A 15,121-nucleotide genomic window follows, 5' to 3' on the forward strand; every position below is an offset into this window, starting at 1 on the left:
ACCCGGGCGTTCACTCCGAAGTGGGGGTGGTCGCCATGGCGATCCGCACATACGGAACCGACGCCGTCGACTGGGAAGAGCGCATCGACCTGGACCGGCTGCGCGGGCAGCGGCTGGCCCGGCTGCACGAGTCCCTGAACCGCTCCCAGCTGGGCGCGGTGCTCAGCTTCGACTTCGCCAACATCCGCTACATGACCGCCACCCACATCGGCACCTGGGCGATGGACAAGCTGATCCGCTTCGCCCTGCTGGTGCGCGACGGCGAACCGGTCGTCTGGGACTTCGGCTCCGCCGCCCGCCACCACCAGCTGTACAACCCGTGGCTCGACTACAGCGACGGCAAGGGCGGCCCGCCCACCGGCGCCCGCGCCGGCATCTCCACCCTGCGCGGCGCCTTCCACCCGGACGCGGGCATCGCCGAGGACGTCGCCGCCAAGATCGCCGCCGAGCTGCGCGAGCACGGGCTCGCCGGCGAACCGCTCGGCGTCGACGTCGCCGAGATGCCGGTCCTCGCCGCGCTGCGCGCCGAGGGCATCGACGTCGTCGACGGGCAGCAGGTCTTCCTGGAGGCCCGCCGCATCAAGACCGGCGACGAGATCGCCCTGCTCACCCAGGCCTGCGCGATGGTCGACGCGGCCTACGAGGAGCTGTACGGGTATCTGCGCCCGGGCGTCCGCGAGAACGAGTGCGTCGGGGTCGTCAGCAAGGTGCTGTACGACCTCGGCAGCGAGTACGTGGAGGGCGTCAACGCCATCTCGGGCGAGCGCTGCTCCCCGCATCCGCACGTCTACAGCGACCGGCTGATCCGCCCCGGCGACCCCGCCTTCTTCGACATCCTGCACAGCCACCTCGGCTACCGCACCTGCTACTACCGGACGTTCGCCGTGGGCAGCGCCTCCCGGGCGCAGCGGGACGCCTATGCGCGCTGCCGGGAGTACATGGACGAGGCGATCGCCCTCGTCCGGCCCGGGGCCACCACCGCCGACGTCGTCCGGGTGTGGCCGCGCGCCGAGGAGTTCGGCTTCGCCGACGAGACCGCCGCCTTCGCCCTCCAGTACGGCCATGGCGTCGGCCTGTCCATCTGGGAGAAGCCGATCTTCAGCCGCCTGGTCTCCCTCGACCACCCCGAAGTCCTCGAAGAGGGCATGGTGTTCGCCCTGGAGACGTACTGGCCGGCCGCCGACGGCTGGTCCGCCGCCCGCATCGAGGAGGAGCTGGTGGTCACCGCCGACGGCTGCGAGGTCATCACCAAGTTCCCGGCGGAGGACCTGCTGGTGGCGGGCCGCAAGTACTGGACGGTGGGCGGCGAGCTGAACACCCGGCGCGAGGCGCAGTCCCACCTGAACAGGGGCGAGCGATGACGGACGCGACCGGACTCCTCGCCCGCTACGAGCGGATGGCCGTCATCCGCCGCACGGAGAAGGCCGCCCACGACCTGTTCCTGCAGGGGCTCGTCAAGGGCACCACCCATCTCGCCGCCGGGCAGGAGGCGATCGCCGTGGGGGCGAGCGCGGCCCTGCGCCCGGACGACTATGTGTTCGCCACCTATAGGGGCCACCACCATGCCCTCGCCCGGGGCGCCACCCCCGAGGAGTGCCTCGCCGAGCTGATGAGCCGGGCGACCGGGCTGTGCCGGGCCAAGGGCGGCTCCATGCACCTGACCAAGGCGGCCACCGGCATGCTCGGCTCGTACGCCATCGTCGGCTCGCACCTGCCGATGGCGGTCGGCGCCGCCTGGTCGGCCCGGCTGCGCGGTACCGAGCAGCTCGCGGTCGCCTTCTTCGGTGACGGCGCGACCAACATCGGCGCCTTCCACGAGTCGCTCAACCTGGCCGCCGTCTGGAAGCTGCCCGTGCTGTTCGTGTGCGAGAACAACCTGTACATGGAGTACACGCCGATCGCCGACGTCACGGCCGTGCCCCGGCCCGCCGCCGACCGGGCGCCCGCCCACGGCATCCCGGGCGAGGTCGTCGACGGCAACGACGTCGAGGCCGTGGAGGAGGCGGTGGGGCGGCTGGCGCGCCGGGCCCGGGCCGGAGACGGGCCCGCCGTGCTGGAGGCCGAGACCTACCGGCACTTCGGGCACAGCCGCGCCGACCCGGCGGCCTACCGCCCGGCCGAGGAGGTCGAACGCTGGCTCCAGCACGACCCGCTGGACCTCGCCCGGGGACGGCTCGCCGAGCGGGGGGTCGCCGAGGAGACGGTCACCGAGGCCGACGAGCGGGCCCGCGCCCTCGTGGAGCGGGCCGTCGAGGCGGCCAGGGCCGCGCCGGGCCCCGACCCGCGTGAGGCGCTGACCGACGTGTGGGCGGACGGAGGTGCCGCATGGCGGACGTGATCACCTACCGGGAGGCGGTCGCCGAGGGCATCGCGCGCGAGATGCGCCGGGACGCGTCGGTGGTGTGCCTCGGGGAGGACATCGGCGCGGCCGGCGGGGTGTTCAAGACGACCACCGGGCTACTGAAGGAGTTCGGGCCCGAGCGGGTGTGGGACACGCCCATATCGGAACAGGCCATCGTGGGTGCGGCGATGGGTGCCGCGATGACCGGGATGCGGCCCGTCGCGGAGATCATGTTCTCCGACTTCCTGGCCTGCTGCTGGGACTACCTCGCCAACGAGATCCCCAAGGTCCGCTACATGACCGGCGGCCAGGTGACCGTGCCGCTCGTCGTGCGCACGGCCAACGGCGGCGGACTCGGCTTCGGCGCCCAGCACTCCCAGGCCACCGAGAACTGGGCGCTGACCGTGCCGGGTCTGAAGATCGCCGCACCGGCGACTCCGGCCGACGTCATCGGCATGATGGCGGCGGCGATCCGCAGCGAGGACCCCGTGGTCTTCTTCGAGCACAAGGCGCTCCTGGCCGCCAAGGGGGCACCGCCACCGCCCGGCCACGTCGTCGAGCTGGGCCGCGCCGCCGTCGTCCGCGAGGGCGCGGACGTCACACTCGTCGCCCTGGCCTCGATGGTGCCCCTGGCGCTGAAGGCCGCCGACGTGCTGTCGGGGGAGGGGATCGAGGCGGAGGTGGTCGACCTGCGCTGCCTGGTCCCGCTGGACGCCGCGACCGTGCTCGCCTCGCTGGGCAAGACCTCGCGGCTCGTCACCGTCGAGGAGAACCCGTACCAGGGCGGCTGGGGCGCCACCGTCGTCTCGATCGTCGCCGACGAGGGCTTCGGCCTGCTGGACGCGCCCGTGCGGCGGGTGGCGGGGGAGTGCGTCCCGCTGCCGTTCGCCGACGCGCTGGAGGAGCGGGTCATCCCCACCGTAGAGAAGGTCGTGGCGGCGGTCCGGAGCCTCGCCGCGTATTGAACACCCCATGGAGGGAAGCGCGATGACCCATCGGATACTCCTTCGCGCCGGGCACGTCATATCGATGGACCCTGTCATCGGCGACCTGCCGCGGGGTGACGTCCTCGTCGAGGACGGCCGGATCGCCGCCGTCGAGCCCGAGATCAGCGCCGACGCCGAGGTCCTCGACATGACCGGCCGCATCGTGATCCCCGGCTTCGTCGACACCCACCGCCACACCTGGGAGGCCCCGATCCGGGGCGTCGCACCCGACGCCACCCTCGACGACTACTTCGTCGACATCCTCGACACCTTCGCGCCCCTGTACACCCCGCAGGACGTCTACGCGGGCAATCTCGCGGGCGCGCTGGAGTGCCTGAACGCCGGCATCACCACGCTCGTCGACTGGTCGCACATCAACAACACCCCCGAGCACCCGGACGCCGCGATCCAGGGTCTGGCGGAGTCCGGCATCCGGGCGCGCTACGCGTACGGCAGTGCCAACACCTCCCTCGCCGACTACTGGTTCGAGAGCAGGATCGCGGTCCCGGCGGACGACGTACGGCGGATCCGGTCGGCGCACTTCGCCTCCGACGACGGCCTGCTGACCATGGGCCTCGCCACCCGCGGGCCCGGCTTCTGCGTCGACGAGGTCGTCGCGCAGGAGTGGGCGCTCGCCCGCGAACTCGGCCTCCCGATCACCGTGCACGTCGCCATGGGGCGGCTCGCCGGCCGCTTCGGCATGGTCAGGCAGCTGCGCGGACTGGGGCTGCTCGGCCCGGACACCACCTACGTCCACTGCTGCTACCTCAGCGAGGAGGAGTGGCGGCTGGTCGCCGACAGCGGTGGCACGGTGTCGGTCGCGCCGCAGGTGGAACTCCAGATGGGGCACGGCTGGCCGCCCGTGATGCAGGCCATCGAACACGGCCTGCGGCCCTCCCTCAGCGTCGACGTCGTCACCACCGTGCCCGGCGACATGTTCACCCAGATCCGCGCGGCCTTCGGCGCCGAACGCGCCCGCGTCAACGCCGACTGCTGGCAGGCCAACATGCCGGTGCCCGACACCATGCTGACCGCGCGGCAGATGCTGGAGATCGCCACCGTCAACGGCGCCCACGTCGCGGGGCTGGAGGACCGCACCGGCTCCCTCACCCCCGGCAAGCGCGCCGACATCGTCGCGATCGACGCCACCGCGCCGAACGTCGCCCCCGTGCACGACGCGGCGGCCGCGGTGACCCTGTGCGCCGACGTGTCCAACGTGGACACCGTCCTCGTCGACGGCGTGATCCACAAGCGGGACGGCCGGCTGCTCGCCGACACCGCACGCGCCCTGCGGCTCGTCGCGGAGTCCCGGGACCGGCTCCTCGCCGCGAAGGAGGAGAAGAGGGCGAAGGCGACGGCATGACGAACCACCTGGTACGCCGCGCCGCCGACCTGCCCGAGCCGCCGTACGACGGCCACGGCCACCGGCGCCGGACGCTGGTCGGCGAGGACGACGGCAGTGTGCACACCGGCTTCGGCCTGTGCGAACTACGGCCCGACGGCCGGATCCCGGCCCATGTCCACTCGTACGAGGAGACCTTCCACATCCTCGCCGGAGCCGTGATCCTCGATGCCCCCGAAGGCTCCTACCGGCTGGAGGAGGGCGACTACGGCCTGCTGCCGATCGGGGTACCGCACGCCTGGCGCGGCGCGGGGGACACCGGCGGCCGCTGGGCGGACATGCTGGCCCCCGTCCCGCGGGCCCGCTACGGCCACGACACCCAGGCGGTGCCCGGCCCGCCCGCGCGCGACCCGGTGCGCGTCGACGTCCGCGACCCGCGCACCCGCTCCTTCGGCCACTTCGAACCCGACCAGATGGACCCCGGCAAGCAGTCCCAGGACCTGCTGGCCGTCACGGCGAGCATGCGCACCGCGCTGCTGGTCTACAGCGGCATCACCGTGAAGATGATGGTCGACAGCGACCTGGGCGCGGTCGGCTCGACGATGTTCATGGTGCAGTACGCGTCCGACGGGGTCATCGGCACCCACGACCACCCCTTCGAGGAGACGTACCTGATCCTCCAGGGCGTGGCGGAGGCCACCCTCGACGGCGAGCGGTACCGGCTGGAACCCGGGGACCTCGCGTGGGCGGGCGCCGGGTGTGTGCATGGGTTCGCCAACGCCGGGCAGGGGCCCCTGCGGTGGCTGGAGACGCAGGCGCCGCAGCCGCCGGCACGACACTCGTACCGGTTCACGCGGGACTGGGACTACCTGCGCGCCGCACTGGAGGAGGGCTCATGAGCAGGGTGCTGGTCGTCGGCGGAACGTCCGGGATCGGTCTGGAGTTCGCCCGGGCGCGCGCCGGGCGCGGGGACGACGTGGTCCTCACCAGCCGCGAAGCCCAGCGGGCCGATGCGGTCGCGAAGGAGATCGGCGCCCGGGGGCTCGCCCTGGACCTGGCACGGCCGCTGGAGATCGCGGCGGCCCTCGCCGACGTGGGGCGCGTCGACCACCTGGTCATCGCGGGTGTCTCCCGGGACGACAACAAGGTGACCGAGTACGACATCGACGCCGCGCTGCGCCTGGTCACCCTCAAACTCGTCGGCTACACCGAGGTCGTGCACGCGCTGCGGACCCGGCTGCACGACGGCAGCGCCATCGTGCTCTTCGGCGGCCAGGCCAAGGAGCGCCCCTACCCGGGGGCGACGACGGTGGCGACGGTCAACGCGGGCGTGCGGGGCCTGATGAACTCCCTCGCCGTGGAACTCGCGCCCGTCCGGGTCAACGTCGTGCACCCCGGTGTCGTCGGCGACAGCCCGTACTGGCAGGCCAAGCCCGAGAAGGTGCTCGCCGCGCTGCGCACCGAGACGCCCACGGGGCGGCTCGCCACGATGGCGGACGTGGTGGACGCGGTCGACTTCCTGCTGCGCAACCAGTCGGTCAACGCGGTGGAACTGACCGTGGACGGGGGCTGGTTGCTCGGCTGATCCATTGCTGAGCAGGGCCGTCACCCGGCGCGCCGCAGTGTGTCCGCCACGACGTCCTTGTCCACCGCCGCCCGTACCAGCGCGGCGGCGAGCACGGCCGGGTCGGTCCGACCGGCCGCCTCGACGAGGCGCTCCGGCTCCTTCGGCAGCTTCAGCCGCTCGGCGCCCTGCAGGGCCTTGGCGTCCAGACAGGGCGCGACCTCCGGCCAGACACCCTGCACCTCGCGCAGGAAGATGTCGGCACCCGCCGGTCCCATACCGGGGAACTCCTGGAGCAGGCGGCGCAGTTCGGGCACCTTGCCGCCCGCCTCCCGGCGCAGCCGCCGCAGGTCGCCGCCCCACCGCTCGTTCAACAGCTCAGCGGCGTCACCGAGTTGCGTGGCGGTGCGCTCGTCATAGCGCCGGTAGCCGCCCCGGCCGAGCGCGTCCACCCGCTCCTGCCAGTCCGCCCCGGCCATCCGGCGCGGATCGCGCAGCCCCGCCTCGTGCAGGGCACGGGCGGTGGCCAGCGCGATGGATCCGCGGATGCGGGCGCTGAGCAGGTGGGACAGCACCAGCAGCCGGTACAGCGGCTGCGGTGTGTCCTTCAGCCGGATGCCCGCCTCGTCGGCGTAGGTCCGGCCGTGCGCGCCGACGAGTTCGCGTACGACGCGCTCCTGCCGGCTCACGGGCTACGCCTTCAGCGGATCGTGGCCGACGGTCATCAGCCGGTGCCGGCGGCGCGTGTCCTCGGCCGTCACCTCGGGGATCGGCTCGTTCTCCAGATCCACCTGCGAGGTGACCCTGTCCACTACGTTCCGCATCACCCGCAGGTCGTCCTCGGTCAGGTCGGTGCGCCGCTTCTGGAGGATCGCCAGGACGTGCTTCCCGGTCTCGGTCCCCGCCTCCTCGGGCAGCGGCTCCGCCTCCTCGTCGGCGTCACGCGTCCGCAGCCAGGCGGCGAGTTCCTGTGAGGTCATGTTCACGACGCGGTGGAAGTCCTCCCACAGCGCGTCGAGTTCCAGGGCGTCGGTCATGGGGTGCCCCTTCCGTACGTACGTGCGCGCCGGTCAGCCTTCGCGGGGGAAGTTCTCCGCGTCGAACATCCACCGCTGCTTCTCCAACTCGGCGGTGATGGCGATCAGCAGGTCCTGGGTGACCAGGTCGGCCTTCTCGGTCGCGTCGATGCGCTCGCGCAGCCGGGCGATCGCGTCCTGCAGCGACTCCACCATCACCTGCACGGCGTCCGAGTCGCGCACCCAGCCCTCCTTCGGGGCGGGCAGCGTGAAGGCCTTCGCGATGGTCTCCGGCCGGCCGTCCGGCGGGACGCCGAGCGCCGCGGACCGCTCCGCCACCGTGTCGGCGAAGTTCCGCGCGGCCGAGACCACCTCGTCGAGCTGGAGGTGAATGGACCGGAACCGCGGTCCGACGATGTTCCAGTGCGCCTGCTTCCCGATCAGCGAGAGTCCGAGCAGATCCACCAGGGTGTCCTGGAGTGCCTCGCAGGAGACCCGGCGGGCCTCGTCGGGCAGTGTGCTCCTGACAGCCGTCATAGGGCGCTTCTCCTTCTCGCGTCGTTCCTCGTGGTCCTGAGCAGTGCGTCGCGCTCCTCCTCGCAGGTGCCGCCCCACACGCCCGAGGCCTGTCCGCTGCTCAGCGCGAAGCTCAGGCAGTCGTCGGTCACCGGACAGCGCGCGCAGATCCGCTTGGCGGCGGTGACGTCCCGCAGGGCGGGGCCCGCGGTGCCCACGGGAAAGAACAGCTCGGGGTCCTCGTCCACGCAGGCGGCGCTCCGCAACCACTCCATGACCGCGCGGGTGCCCGGGGCACAGTGGTGCAAACCCGATGCGGAATGAGGGAGACCGGTCGTCCCGGCCTGCGATGACGCCTTCCCGAGACGCTGGGAGCCGGGAAATCTTCCCAGGGGCCCGGCCGAGGGTCTATAGTCCGAAACTAGCGGTGCTAATTAACCGGTGGTGTGAGGAGTCCTCTCGTGCGTCCCGTCCACTTCGCGGCCGCCCGCCGCACCCCCATCGGCAAGCTGCGGGGGTCCCTCTCCTCGGTACGGCCCGACGACCTCGCCGCGACCGTCGTCCGCGCCCTGGTCGCCGATGTGCCCGCGCTGGACCCGGCCCGGGTCGACGACGTCTACTGGGGCGCCGCCAACCAGGCCGGCGAGGACAACCGCAACGTCGCCCGCATGGCCGCGCTGCTCGCCGGCCTCCCCGAGTCCGTGCCCGGCGCCACGGTCAACCGCCTCTGCGCCTCGGGCCTGGAGGCCGTGACCACGGCCGCCCGCACCATCGCCGCCGGAGAGGCCGACATCGTGATCGCGGGCGGCTCCGAGTCGATGAGCCGCGCCCCCTTCGTCCTGGCCCGCCCCGACGAGGCCCTGCCGCACCGCGTCGAGACCGTCGACACCCGCCTCGGCTGGCGCCTGGTCAACCCGGCGATGAAGGACCTGCACGGCCTGCTGTCCATGGGCGAGACCGCCGAGGAGGTCGCCACCCGGTACGGCATCCCGCGCGAACGCCAGGACGAGTTCGCCCTGCGCAGCCACCAGCGCGCCGCCGAGGCCCGCAAGAACGGCCACTTCGACGACGAACTCCTGCCCGTGGAACGCCCCGACGGCGTGGTCGTCGACACCGACGAGTGCGTCCGCGAGGACACCTCCTACGAGAAGCTCTCCCGGCTGAAGCCGGTCTTCCGGCAGGGCGGCACGGTCACCGCGGGCAACGCCTCCCCGATGAACGACGGCGCCGCCGGACTGCTCCTCGTCAGCGAGGAGGCCCTGAACGACCTGGGCCTGGAGTCCCTCGGCCGCTACGTCGCCGGAGCCTCCGCCGGCGTCCACCCCGACGTCATGGGCATCGGCCCGGTCCCCGCCACCCGCAAGGCCCTGACCCGGGCCGGCTGGAGCGTGGGCGACGTCGAGGAGGCCGAGTTCAACGAGGCGTTCGCCGCCCAGGCGCTGGCCTGCGTCGACCAGCTCGGCATCGACCCCGACCTGGTCAACCCGAGCGGCGGCGCCATCGCCCTCGGCCACCCCCTGGGCTGCTCGGGCGCCCGCATCCTGACGACCCTGCTCCACCGCATGCGGCGCACGGGGGCGGGGCGGGGTCTTGCGACGATGTGCGTGGGCGTCGGGCAGGGCAGCGCGGTCCTCGTCGAACGGCACTAGCCGAGCCCCGGGGGCTCATCAGGCGAGACGGCGCTTACCCCGCCGGTTCGTTGCACATAGCATCGGTGTTCGCATGAACACCATGACGCTCTGGCACATCACCGGCTGGGAGTTCGCCGCCCTGGCCTTCGCGGCCCTGCTCGTCGGCTTCTCCAAGACCGCCGTGAGCGGGGCCAACACGGTCAGCCTCGCCATCTTCGCCGCGGTGCTGCCCGCCCGCGCCTCCACCGGCGTGCTGCTGCCGGTCCTGATCGCCGGGGACCTGCTCGCCGTCGCCACCTACCGGCGGCACGCGCACTGGCCCACGCTGTGGCGGCTGTTCCCGGCGGTCGCCGCGGGCGTCGTCGTCGGCACGGTGTTCCTGATGTGGGCGGACGACGCGATCGTACGCACCTCCATCGGCGCGATCCTGCTGCTGATGGCGGCCGTGACGGTGTACCGCAGGCGTACGGCGGACACGGAGGAGGAGCCGGAGTCGGTCACCACCCGGTCGGGCCGCCTCAAGGCCCGCTCCTACGGCGTGCTGGGCGGCTTCACCACCATGGTCGCCAACGCCGGTGGCCCGGTGATGTCGATGTACCTGCTCTCGGCGGGCTTCCGCAAGCTCGGCTTCCTCGGCACCTCCGCCTTCTTCTTCCTCATCGTCAACGTCTCCAAGCTGCCCTTCAGCGCCGGTCTCGGCCTGATCGACGGCCGTTCGCTCCTGCTCGACCTGGCGCTCGTGCTGTTCGTCGTGCCCGGCGCGCTGATCGGCAAGTGGGCCGTGCACAAGATCAACCAGCGGTTGTTCGAGCAACTGGTCATCGCGGCGACGGTCGTCGGCGGTCTGCAACTACTGTTGCGCTGAGCCCCGCAGCAGCGCCGGGAAATCCGCGAAGGAGTCGATCACGTGGTCGGGCGTGCCGTCGGCGGCCCGGAGCGTCTCCTGCTGGAACTTCCCGGTCCGCACGAGGACCCCGGCGATCCCCGCCCGCTGGGCCGCCAGCACGTCCGACTCGACGTCGTCCCCCACCATCACGGCCTCGCCCGCACCGACGCCGAGCCGGGCCAGCGCCGCCTCGAAGAACGCCCGGGCCGGCTTGCCGGTGATCTCGGCCTCCACCCGGGCGGCCTTCTCCAGCCCGGCCAGGAACGCGCCGGAGTCCAGCCGCAGCCCCTCGTCCGTACGCCAGTACAGGTTGCGGTGCATCGCCACCAGCCGGGCCCCGCGCTGCAGTTGCCCGAAGGCCCGGTCGAGCGCCTCGTACCCGAACTCGGGACCGGCCCCGCCGACCAGCACCACATCCGGCACGGCGCCGGTGTCCGCCGGGTCGACGACGGTCACCCCCTCCAGGTCCTCCGCGATATCGCCGCTGTTCAGCAGCGCGCACCGGGCGCCGGGACAGTGCTCGGCGAGATACGCGGCGGTGGCGGCGGGCGCGGTGAGGATGTCCTCCGCGGAGACCGCGAACCCCGCGTCCGCCAGCGTCCCGGCGATCGACGCCCTGGTCCGGGACGTCGTGTTCGTGACCAGCAGCACGGCGAGACCGGCCTCCCGGACCTCCCGCAACGCCTCGACGGCCCCCGGCAACGGCCGCCACGAGACGGTGAGCACCCCGTCGATGTCGACGAGCACGGCACGCACGGACTCCATGCCAGGACGATAACGACCGCCGGCCGTCCCCGCGGGTGGTCCGCACCCGTTCCGGTGTTCGGGTCCTCGCGGTCCTCCCAGCGGTCAGACCCGTTCCTCGCTGCCCTCGCCGGTGGTCCGCACCCGTCCCGTCGCCCGCCGTACGGGACCTCGTACGCTCGACGTCGTGTCCTCCCACGTCCTGATCCTCGGCGGCACCACCGAGGCCCGCGCCCTGGCCGCCGCGCTGTCCGCCCGCCCCGGCGTCCGCGTCACGACGTCCCTCGCGGGGCGCGTGGCGAAGCCCGGGGCGCTCGACGGGGAGGTGCGCGTCGGGGGCTTCGGCGGGGCCGAGGGGCTGGCCGGGTGGCTGCGCGAGGAGGGCGTGAGCGCACTCGTCGACGCCACGCACCCCTTCGCCGAGTCGATCACGGCCAACGCGGCACGGGCCGCGGCCGCGACCGGTGTGCCGGCGGTGGTGCTCCGCCGCCCCGGGTGGCGGCCGGGCCCCGGGGACCTCTGGCACCCGGTCCCCTCACTGGAGGCGGCGGCGGACCTGCTGCCCCGGCTCGGGCGCCGGGTCCTGCTCACCACCGGACGCCTCGGCCTGGCCGCCTTCGCGCACCTGACGGACCTCCACTTCGTCGCCCGGTCGGTGGACCCGCCCGAGCCGCCCATGCCGCCGGACCTCCATGTGCTCCTGGCCCGCGGCCCGTTCACCGTCCCCGGCGAGACGGCCCTGCTGCGCGAGCACCGCGTCGACGTCCTGGTGACCAAGGACAGCGGGGGAGAGGCCACGGCGGCCAAACTGACGGCGGCGCGGGACCTCGGCCTGCCCGTCGTGGTCGTACGGCGACCCCCGCTGCCGGACGGCGTGACGGCCGTGCCCGACGTGGCGGGGGTCCTGGCGCGGCTGGGACCGGCCTAGGCCGGGTTTCAGGTCGCGGGTGGCTCTTGGGCGGACAGTTCCTCGGCCAGTTCCATGCAGCGCAGGCGGGCCGGGGAGAAGTCGTAGGGCATCTTGCCGGTGGCTTCGAACACGCTCATGGAGCCAGCCTCCCGCCTGCCAGAGCTGAGGTCGGCCTCGTCCTCGCCGTCATCGGCGGAAGCAGGGTGCAGAGCGTCCCAGGCGTCGAAGAGGGCGTCCTCGTCCTTCGCCAGGCCGGACTCCTCGATGACGGCCTGCAGGGCGCTTTCGAAGGCGTGCCGCTCGACGGCCACTTGAGCCACCCGTGGATCATCGACGGCGACGCTGTCATCGAGTGCCTCCTCGGCGTCATCGATGCGGTCGGAATCCTCCCGCAGAGCGGGATGCGTGGCCAGGACGACGAAGCGGGTGGCCTGGACGGCCGCGCCGAGCGGGCCGAAGATCCGCTCGGTGACCAGCAGACTGTCCAGGTCCGCCTGACGCAGGGAGCCCTCGGGCAGGCCCTTGAGGCGTTCGGTGACGAAGCCGGAGAGCAGGCCCATCCGGCTGCCTTCGGTGCGCATCCGCTGCACGGCGCTCCGCTGCCGCCGCAGTTCCGCCTCCTGCTCGGCGAGGGTTTCCTCCAGCCGCTCCAGGATGCCCGCGATACCGTCTCCGCTGTCCGCACCGGCGGAAGCCGTGCCGGTGGTAAAGGCGTCTCGGATGTCGTCCAGGGCGATCCCGGCGTCGGCCATCTTGCGTATCCACAGCAGGCGGATCATGTCCTCGTACCCGTAGCGGCGGCGGTCATCGCCGCCCCGCTCAGGCTCGGGGAGCAGGCCGATCTCGTGGTAATGGCGAATCGCCCGCGGCGTGGTGCCGGCGAAGGCCGCCGCGTCACCGATCTTGACCCGGGGAGGTGGCATGAACGGCGCAGGCATGAGCAAGGACCTTTCCTCAAGGGACCGGGACGTAAGTCCACCGGACCACATGCCGCTACGGAAGGTGCAACCCCATACACACCGCCCCGCGCCTTTCGCCCGGGAGGAGGGAACCCCCTCACACCGTGCTGGTCGCCAGGACCTTCGCCGGCCTGCTCGGCAGCCCGTGGCTCAGGTCCTCCACCAGCAGCCGCTTCGCGATCGCGTCGACGGCGACGCGCAGGTCACTGTCCGAGGGGCGGCCGATGTCCTGCCCGAGCCGGTCCTCCAGCCACGCGGCCCAGGCCCGGCTGATCACGGCCGCCTCGCGGGCGCCCGCCTCCGTGTGCGAGAGCAGGGAGCCGTCGCGGCTGAGGAACCCCTCGTCGACCATCCGCTCGAAGACGGGCAGCAGCACCTCGGGCGGCATCCTGCGCCGGGCGGCGATCAGCCCCAGGCTGGCGTGGCCGACCAGCCGCGTGAACAGCTCGACCTGCATCACCGCCCACGCCCCGGCCACATCGAGCCGGGTGTCGGACTCCAGGACGATCCGGCGGGTGGTGTCCAGGTCCGTGCCGCCGATGATCTTTCCGACGGCGGCCTCCAGCACCCGCTGGGAGTCCGGGCCGTGGGGCGAGGCGAACCCCTCACCCAGGTCGGTCGACCCGGTCCGGGCGGTGTCGCGCAGCCGGACCTGCTTGAGGAACAGGGCGACGAGGAAGCCCAGCGCGGCGACGGGCACCGTCCACAGGAAGACGGTCTGGAGGGTGTCGGCGTAGGCGTCGACGATCGGGGCGGCCACCGCCGACGGCAGTCCGTGCACACCGTCCGGGCTGGTCGCCGCGGTCGCGACGGTGCCCGGGTCCAGGCCGCCGGACTGCGCCCCTTGCCCCACCCCCTCCCGCAGGTTGGGCGTCAGCGCGTTGGTGTAGATCGTGCCGAAGACGGCCGTGCCGAACGAACTGCCCAGCGTGCGGAAGAAGGTGACCCCGGAGGTCGCCGTGCCCAGGTCGGCGTAGTCGACGGTGTTCTGCACCGCGATCGTCAGCACCTGCATGCTCAGCCCGATGCCGGTGCCCAGCACGAACATGTAGAGGGACTCCAGCCCCGCCCCGGAGCCCGGCCCCATGAGGGACATCAGGTACAGGCCGAGGCCCATCACCAGCGAGCCGACGATCGGGAAGAGCCGGTAACGGCCGGTCCTGCTGACCACCGTGCCGCTGAACACCGACGCGATGAGCAGCCCCGCCACCATCGGCAGCGTCCGCACCCCGGAGATCGTGGCCGAGTCGCCGTCGACGTACTGCAGATACGTCGGCAGGTACGTCAGCGCGCCCAGCATCGCGAAGCCGACGATGAAGCTCAGCACCGAGCAGACCGTGAACACCGGGTTGGCGAACAGCCGCATCGGCAGCATCGGTTCGCGCGCCCGGGTCTCCACCCAGCAGAACAGGCCGAGCGCGACCACACCGCCCGCGAACAGCGCGATGATCACCCCCGAGCCCCACGCGTACTCGTTGCCGCCCCAGCTCGTCGCCAGGATCAGCGCGCTGGCCCCGGCCGCGACGAGCGCGATGCCGAGGTAGTCGATGACGGGCCGGGACGCCGACTTCACCACCGGAATGGTCCGGGCCGCCGCCAGCACCACGACGATCGCGATGGGCACGTTGACATAGAACGCCCACCGCCACGTCAGGTGGTCGGTGAACAGCCCGCCCAGCAGCGGCCCGATGACCGTGGACACCCCGAACACCGCGCCGATCGCGCCCTGGTACTTGCCGCGCTCGCGCAGCGGGATCACGTCGGCGATCAGCGCCATCGACGTGACCATCAGCCCGCCCGCGCCGATGCCCTGCATCGCCCGCCAGGCGATCAGCAGCGACATGTTCGTGGCCAGACCGCACAGGAACGAGCCCGTGATGAACACGACCGCCGAGACCTGGAAGACCACCTTGCGGCCGAACAGGTCGCCGAACTTGCCGACCAGCACGGTCGACACGGTCTCCGCGAGGAGGTACGAGGTGACCACCCAGGACATGTGGTCCGCGCCGCCCAGGTCCGAGACGATGGTCGGCAGGGCGGTGCCGACGATGGTCTGGTCGAGGGCCGCGAGCAGCATCCCCAGCATGATCGTCACGAAGACGACGTTGCGGCGACGGGCGTCCAGCACCGGCGGCTGGGAGACGGGCGGGGCGGTTTCCTCCACGACGGTCACGTCGTCACCTTCACACCTGTGGGCTACGTGCGCATGCCAGAACGCCCGCACGG

General features: G+C 72.5%; 16 protein-coding genes. 9 read left to right on the forward strand and 7 right to left on the reverse strand.

Annotated elements, in window-relative coordinates; all coding sequences use genetic code 11:
• The first annotated feature begins 35 nt into the window (after positions 1–35).
• Genes ABZ386_RS11500 through ABZ386_RS11525 form a run of 6 tightly spaced genes read left to right on the forward strand, consistent with a single transcriptional unit; the run spans position 36 to position 6,254 of the window.
• A complete protein-coding gene (locus ABZ386_RS11500) occupies positions 36–1,361 on the forward strand; it encodes a Xaa-Pro peptidase family protein (protein WP_355723976.1) in 1,326 nt (441 codons plus the stop codon).
• Positions 1,358–2,338 (forward strand): thiamine pyrophosphate-dependent dehydrogenase E1 component subunit alpha, encoded by a 981-nt coding sequence (locus tag ABZ386_RS11505; RefSeq protein ID WP_355723973.1) that lies wholly within the window; start codon positions 1,358–1,360, stop codon positions 2,336–2,338. The genes ABZ386_RS11500 and ABZ386_RS11505 overlap by 4 nt, the downstream gene beginning before the upstream one ends.
• A complete protein-coding gene (locus ABZ386_RS11510) occupies positions 2,326–3,306 on the forward strand; it encodes an alpha-ketoacid dehydrogenase subunit beta (protein ID WP_355723970.1) in 981 nt (326 codons plus the stop codon). Before ABZ386_RS11505 ends, ABZ386_RS11510 begins: the two co-directional genes overlap by 13 nt.
• A gap of 22 nt (positions 3,307–3,328) precedes the next feature.
• Complete coding sequence (locus tag ABZ386_RS11515) at positions 3,329–4,690, forward strand: amidohydrolase family protein (RefSeq protein WP_358964644.1); 1,362 nt, start codon at positions 3,329–3,331, stop codon at positions 4,688–4,690.
• Complete coding sequence (locus ABZ386_RS11520) at positions 4,687–5,568, forward strand: cupin domain-containing protein (protein ID WP_358964645.1); 882 nt, start codon at positions 4,687–4,689, stop codon at positions 5,566–5,568. Before ABZ386_RS11515 ends, ABZ386_RS11520 begins: the two co-directional genes overlap by 4 nt.
• Entirely contained in the window at positions 5,565–6,254 is a 690-nt protein-coding gene (locus ABZ386_RS11525; protein ID WP_114256607.1) for an SDR family oxidoreductase, read from the forward strand. The genes ABZ386_RS11520 and ABZ386_RS11525 overlap by 4 nt, the downstream gene beginning before the upstream one ends.
• Positions 6,255–6,274: 20 nt before the next feature.
• Here ABZ386_RS11525 and ABZ386_RS11530 read toward each other — a convergent pair whose 3' ends face one another.
• Genes ABZ386_RS11530 through ABZ386_RS11545 form a run of 4 tightly spaced genes read right to left on the reverse strand, consistent with a single transcriptional unit; the run spans position 6,275 to position 8,040 of the window.
• The gene (locus tag ABZ386_RS11530) at positions 6,275–6,922 is read right to left on the reverse strand and encodes an endonuclease (protein ID WP_351333664.1); all 648 of its coding nucleotides are present in this window, start codon (positions 6,920–6,922) and stop codon (positions 6,275–6,277) included.
• A 3-nt stretch (positions 6,923–6,925) separates the two neighbouring features.
• Positions 6,926–7,270, reverse strand: coding sequence for a DUF3140 domain-containing protein (locus tag ABZ386_RS11535; protein ID WP_031112803.1), 345 nt, complete (start codon positions 7,268–7,270; stop codon positions 6,926–6,928).
• A gap of 33 nt (positions 7,271–7,303) precedes the next feature.
• Positions 7,304–7,786 (reverse strand): DNA starvation/stationary phase protection protein, encoded by a 483-nt coding sequence (locus tag ABZ386_RS11540; protein ID WP_351333661.1) that lies wholly within the window; start codon positions 7,784–7,786, stop codon positions 7,304–7,306.
• A complete protein-coding gene (locus ABZ386_RS11545; RefSeq protein WP_114257742.1) occupies positions 7,783–8,040 on the reverse strand; it encodes a WhiB family transcriptional regulator in 258 nt (85 codons plus the stop codon). The genes ABZ386_RS11540 and ABZ386_RS11545 overlap by 4 nt, the downstream gene beginning before the upstream one ends.
• A 186-nt stretch (positions 8,041–8,226) precedes the next feature.
• Here ABZ386_RS11545 and ABZ386_RS11550 point away from each other — a divergent pair, with 186 nt between their 5' ends.
• Together ABZ386_RS11550 and ABZ386_RS11555 are read left to right on the forward strand one after the other, a co-directional pair.
• Positions 8,227–9,414 (forward strand): thiolase family protein, encoded by a 1,188-nt coding sequence (locus ABZ386_RS11550; protein WP_356523282.1) that lies wholly within the window; start codon positions 8,227–8,229, stop codon positions 9,412–9,414.
• Positions 9,415–9,487: 73 nt separating this feature from the next.
• A complete protein-coding gene (locus ABZ386_RS11555) occupies positions 9,488–10,261 on the forward strand; it encodes a sulfite exporter TauE/SafE family protein (RefSeq protein WP_351333655.1) in 774 nt (257 codons plus the stop codon).
• On the opposite strand, the gene ABZ386_RS11560 is transcribed toward ABZ386_RS11555, so the two are convergent.
• Positions 10,247–11,047: an HAD-IIA family hydrolase gene (locus tag ABZ386_RS11560; protein WP_355727716.1), complete on the reverse strand. Its 801-nt coding sequence runs from the start codon at positions 11,045–11,047 to the stop codon at positions 10,247–10,249. The genes ABZ386_RS11555 and ABZ386_RS11560 overlap by 15 nt on opposite strands.
• 166 nt (positions 11,048–11,213) lie before the next feature.
• Between ABZ386_RS11560 and ABZ386_RS11565 the strand changes: the two genes are divergently transcribed.
• On the forward strand, positions 11,214–11,954 hold the full coding sequence (locus ABZ386_RS11565; protein ID WP_351333650.1) for a cobalt-precorrin-6A reductase: 741 nt from the start codon (positions 11,214–11,216) through the stop codon (positions 11,952–11,954).
• 8 nt (positions 11,955–11,962) lie between these two features.
• Here the strand turns inward: ABZ386_RS11565 and ABZ386_RS11570 are convergent, their stop codons facing one another.
• Together ABZ386_RS11570 and ABZ386_RS11575 are read right to left on the reverse strand one after the other, a co-directional pair.
• Positions 11,963–12,874, reverse strand: a complete 912-nt coding sequence (locus ABZ386_RS11570; RefSeq protein ID WP_358964646.1) for a MerR family transcriptional regulator — start codon at positions 12,872–12,874, stop codon at positions 11,963–11,965.
• Positions 12,875–12,992: 118 nt separating this feature from the next.
• Positions 12,993–15,068 carry an MDR family MFS transporter gene (locus ABZ386_RS11575; RefSeq protein ID WP_358964647.1) on the reverse strand — a complete coding sequence of 692 codons (2,076 nt, stop codon included), beginning with the start codon at positions 15,066–15,068 and terminating at the stop codon, positions 12,993–12,995.
• Positions 15,069–15,121: the final 53 nt, after the last annotated feature.

The organism is Streptomyces sp. NPDC006140, from assembly GCF_040628815.1.
Classification (GTDB): Bacteria; Actinomycetota; Actinomycetes; order Streptomycetales; family Streptomycetaceae; genus Streptomyces.